Origin of the sequence: Corynebacterium sp. KPL2838 (assembly GCF_040225455.1) — a bacterium.
GTDB lineage: Bacteria > Actinomycetota > Actinomycetes > Mycobacteriales > Mycobacteriaceae > Corynebacterium > Corynebacterium rhinophilum.
Genome location: NZ_JBEHFT010000061.1, coordinates 1 through 4,641, shown reverse-complemented (window position 1 = coordinate 4,641; position 4,641 = coordinate 1). Strand labels below are relative to the sequence as shown.

3 protein-coding genes and 2 pseudogenes are annotated in these 4,641 nt (G+C 52.9%); 1 reads left to right on the top strand and 4 read right to left on the bottom strand.

Translation table 11 applies throughout. The annotated features are described in order from the left end of the window. Window positions 1-373: 373 nt before the first annotated feature. The 4 genes and pseudogenes from ABRP98_RS11475 to ABRP98_RS11460 all read right to left on the bottom strand — a co-directional run. Window positions 374-730, bottom strand: a complete 357-nt coding sequence (locus ABRP98_RS11475; protein ID WP_239268985.1) for a hypothetical protein — start codon at window positions 728-730, stop codon at window positions 374-376. Next, on the bottom strand, window positions 717-1,373 hold the full coding sequence (locus ABRP98_RS11470) for a hypothetical protein (protein WP_349859331.1): 657 nt from the start codon (window positions 1,371-1,373) through the stop codon (window positions 717-719). Before ABRP98_RS11470 ends, ABRP98_RS11475 begins: the two co-directional genes overlap by 14 nt. A gap of 171 nt (window positions 1,374-1,544) precedes the next feature. Beyond that, window positions 1,545-2,018, bottom strand: a complete 474-nt coding sequence (locus ABRP98_RS11465) for a PDDEXK family nuclease (RefSeq protein WP_349859329.1) — start codon at window positions 2,016-2,018, stop codon at window positions 1,545-1,547. A 641-nt stretch (window positions 2,019-2,659) separates the two neighbouring features. Then, window positions 2,660-3,121, bottom strand: a pseudogene (locus ABRP98_RS11460) (IS6 family transposase); the annotation flags it as partial. A 55-nt stretch (window positions 3,122-3,176) separates the two neighbouring features. Between ABRP98_RS11460 and ABRP98_RS11455 the strand changes: the two are divergent. Beyond that, a pseudogene (locus tag ABRP98_RS11455) lies at window positions 3,177-4,530 on the top strand (IS256 family transposase). The last annotated feature ends 111 nt before the right edge of the window (window positions 4,531-4,641 follow it).

Below are 4,641 nucleotides of genomic sequence, written 5' to 3'. Positions count from 1 at the left end.
TAGAAACCGAGTACTATCTCACCCAGCCCATCAACACAGGGCCGTAAAAGAAGCGGAACTAAACCCAGGACGCTTCATCCCCCTAGGCGTGTTCCGTTTAGGTTAGGTCGGAAACGAGAAAAGGGCATCAAGGGCGGATTTCAATAACTCCTTGTGGCGGGATTCTGAATCCAAATCTCCCTGACACTCTCAAGGCGTCACAACTCCATAGTTAAGAGCTGCTTAACCCTTATGTACCCTTTTTGATAGATGCACCAATTTGGCCACAGTACCCGCATGAGTACTGTGGCCAAGTTTTGGAAGATAGTTTAGCAAGATCCTATCACTTTTTATCAAGTGATTAATAAACTGCTAGCTCCACTTAAAACACCGATCATGCCGCTGCTCGACGAAAGACTATATGGTTATTGGGCCAGAAAAAGTAGCAGATGGCTAGGAACGCCACGACTATTCGCCCAACCAAGCTAGGGAAGAAAGCTGTAATAGCTATCGTTGCAGCAAAGAGGAAAATGGAACGCACACGATGCATCCAAGGAGATACCGCTTTTTCACCCATGATCATGGAAATACCAAAAAGGATTACTCCCAATATTGAATAGAGCCACAAATATCCAGAATTGAAAAAGTGCTCAACTCCATGTTTCTCAATAATATCCGAGGGGAATATAGTGACAAAAGCCCACAGAGATTCTGGAAAGCGAATAAACTTTGGATCTTTATCCGTCCGCATTAGTCATCCTCAATCTCTGCGGTAATTGGCGGAAATCCCCACTTAGAGTACCAGGTAATACCGCGACCGCCCCTGTGATTTTAGTAGCGAGATCGACAAAGTAAGTTGCCCCAAGAAGGCCGGCAGCGCCAGAAATAGCAGCTCCGATCGGCCCGCCTGCTACAGCACCCCAAGCAAAGAATGCCGCCTCAAGAGCAGCTGGCCCTTCCATTGCCGCTGCGGTAAGAGTTGCAGCCGTCCCAACCGTCAAATCGCTATTTGATATGTGGCCGAGCTTGTGATCATATGTAGTGACAATTTTTGGCTCGTTTTCCTTGTGCTGAACAATGCTTTCATCCTCAGCAAGCACTGAGTGGAAAAAACTGACATCTTTGTCTTCGAAACCATAATCACTGCGAAGCTGATCATCGTTGAGATCGGACTTGAGGTTACCCTCATCGTCGTAATCAATATGTTCACCGACGTTACTAATTAGCTCAAGCTGCTTCTTCTCTTCAGGAGTGATCTCCTTAAGAGACCTATCAAATTGCTCTTCAGACCAAACAGGAGTTTTCTCTGCTTGTTCAACCGTTTCGGCAGAAGCTGCGGGGGCAATACCTGCAGTGATTAGAGACACAACTGTCAGAAGTGCGACTCGATTCATGATAGAACCTTTCTGTATCGATAGGCGGAACAAATCTAGGATACACGCCATCCTGACATCCCGCTTCTCAGATGAGCCGCATCCTACAGCATGTGGAATACTCTCGCTGGTGGAATGAGAATTGCGGGATTCCCGATGTTTCATAAATGAGAGTTCTCGCCTGTGATAGGTTCAATCAAAATGATATTCGCGAATTGCTCCGAGTAGCCAACACGGCTTTGAGCCATTCAATAAGCCCGAACCCGGTAGCTCCAGGGGCAAGCTCGAAGGTGCTGCGCCGGACGAAGGAGCCATCGGCGGGGACTGCTCGAACAGCCACCAGGTTTTCCCGTCGGTGAGGATTCCGTTGTAGCGGGAACCATCTTGGCTCATGCGGGTAGTGACGTAGCCAGCGAGTTGGTTGATGTAGTCCGCGTCGGCGCTCTCGTTGGTGAGCCGCTTTTTTACTTCGATGACAGTGGCTCCGGTGGCGATGTCGATTCGTCGGTGAGAACCATCACCGATCTGCTCTTCCAACCGTGGGGTATCCAGGTCGAAGTCGGCGGTAGTCAGCAGGGTCTTGATGTCGGACTGAATGTCAGCTTCAGTGCGCTCAGTGGCGTCTGGGAACGCCAGGCGAGTGATCAGGGATTGTGGTGTGGTCATGGCTTTCTAAGGTGGGTAGGTAAGTCTTAGTTGTTGATTCTTTCACAACGCACCCGTAACAAGGGCTGGTTGGTGGCAACCAAATCTTTGATTTGGGCGGCAGCCCAACGAGCCGCAAGGCGAGGCGGGAGTATAAACCATAACCCACAATATGACGGTTCTGTTGGTTGATCGGCTGGGGATATAGATCGACAGGGATATAGTTATAAGCCACCTGGGAAAATAGGTAAACCCCTGTGTATAACTAGCAAGATGATGGCAGATCAGCGCAAAGTGCTTTCAGGTAAAAAGAAAGCGCGCCGGAGGGCGCTAGTCTTCTGTGTTCTGTCTAGTCGAGTTCTGGACGAGACGGCCGCTGTCGGACTGAGGTGACTGTCTTGATCAACGTGACACCGGTCAGTATTGGAGGTAATTCCAGCGTTAGGCCACACACAGAATGTCATGAATGGCCTTCTTGATGTCGTTGCGAAAGTTTCTTCGCTCTACCGCAGTAGTCCATTTTGTCGAAAAGTTCTCGGCGATCATATCCGAGGTGAAGGTGTAGGCTTCCCGATTGTTTTAGCGGTACTGTTGCAAAGTTGGGCGGAGAGCAGCGAAGACTCAGTTTCTCATTCCCTGATGGCCGCTGCGTGTGGGCGTTGTTAGGCCGTCTCGAAGACCTGGTTGACGATCACCGCGTCCGGGTTCGGTTGCCCGTAGGCAAACATCGTACCTTGCCCTTTCCGCAATGAGTGCATCGCCTCCATCCCTTTCAACGTCCGATATGCAGATGTCCGGTTCTTAAACGCGCCTTTTGGCCCGAGGATCCGCTTCAGCCGACCATGGTCGCCTTCCAGGGTGTTGTTGAGGTATTTCACCTGCCGGTGTTCCACTGTTGGCGGGCAGATTCCCTCTGACTTCAACTCGGCGATTGCCCTGGCTAGGGAGGGTGATTTATCGGTGTTGATCACTCTGGGATACCCGGCTGACGCATTGGATCTGACGGCCTTGGCCAGGAAACACTTCGCTGCGGCCACGTTCCGATTCGAAGAGAGGTAAAAGTCCAGGGTCTGGCCACCGGCGGTGATCGCCCGATAGAGGTAGCACCACCTGCCGCCGACCCGAGAGTGTCAGGAAGTTTGTGTGTGAGGCTCTGATCTAGAAGGAGTTTCACAGATAATGACTACTGTGTCACCGAAGAAAAACCATGACCCGGCGAGGGTCAACGACATCAGTGAGAAGCTGATGGAAAATCCTTAAGCTCGCCAGCTTGATCGGCGAGCTGTCGACGTCCACCGATGACGCCAGCGAGCTGGTCAAAGGCCTGTTGCAGGCTTCGATTAACGCTGGTCTCCAGGCAGAGATGGATGCGCATTTGGGCTATAGCCACTGCGACCGCAAGACGAAAGCCCAGGTTGGCCCCGCCCAAGGAAGCAATCACCGCAACGGGTCGTACACCACAACCGTCAACTCTGGCTACGGCGCGGTGGAAGTGACCGTGCCCAGGGATCGCGCCGGCACGTTTACTCCCCGGATGATGCCCAAGGGCACACGTCGGCTCACAGAGCTCGACGACATGATTATCTCGCTGTACGCCGGCGGGATGACAGTGCGCGATATTTGCCATCATCTCGCGACCACCCTCGGTGTGGATATGAGCCCGGATACGATCAGCACCATTACCGACGCGGTCTTGGAAGAGGTCATGATCTGGCAAAACCGCCAGCTCGACGAGTTTTACCCGGTGATCTTCCTCGACGCGCTCCGCGTCAAGATCCGCGACGGGCACCGCGTGGTCAATAAGGCTTGCTACATGGCGGTTGGTGTCGACATGGACGGCATCAAGCACATCCTGGGATTGTGGATCGCGGATAATGAAGGAGCTGCATTGTGGGCATCGGTGTGCGCAGATCTGGCCAACCGCGGGGTCCAGGACGTGTTCATCGTGTGCTGCGACGGGCTTAAAAGGCCTGCCAGAAGCCGTGGAGGCAACCTGGCCGAATTCCATGGTGCAGACTTGTATTGTGCACCTGATTCGGGCTGCGAACCGGTGGGTGTCTTATCAGGACCGCAAATCTGTCTCCCGCGCGCTGCGTGAGGTCTACACCGCCACTAACGAGGAGACACCGCACGCGCCAACCTGGATGCTTTCGAGGCCAGTGAACTAGGTCAGAAATATCCGCAGTCGGTCAAAGTCTGGCGCGACGCGTGGGATCGGTTCGTGCCGTTTCTGCAGTTCCCACCGGCGGCACGGCGGGTGCTTTACACCACCAACTCGATCGAATCGCTCAACGCCCAACTGCGTAAAGCTACTCGTAACCGGGGCCAATTCCCGAACGATACCGCAGCGCTAAAGACACTGTGGCTGATGATCTGCAATATCGAAGACAAGCGTGCTGCCCAGCGGGCGAAGAAAGCCAAGCGCAACATTGAGTGCAACGGCTATATTGAAGGAGCGAAAGCCACCGGGTGGAAACAAGCCATCAACCAACTAGCTGTGGCTTACCCGGATCGATTCGCGGATTACTTGTAAACCAAGCCCCCGCACACAAAGAATCGGACACTCTCTTATCGGCCGGATCTCGTCTCGCCATAGTAGTCATTCTGGTTCATCTCCTCATGCGGGTTAGGTTCCCACACACAA

Coding starts and splice junctions, on each gene's coding strand:
- ABRP98_RS11475 (WP_239268985.1), bottom strand. CDS start 730: ATGCGGACGGATAAAGATCCAAAGTTTATTCGCTTTCCAGAATCTCTG.
- ABRP98_RS11470 (WP_349859331.1), bottom strand. CDS start 1,373: ATGAATCGAGTCGCACTTCTGACAGTTGTGTCTCTAATCACTGCAGGT.
- ABRP98_RS11465 (WP_349859329.1), bottom strand. CDS start 2,018: ATGACCACACCACAATCCCTGATCACTCGCCTGGCGTTCCCAGACGCC.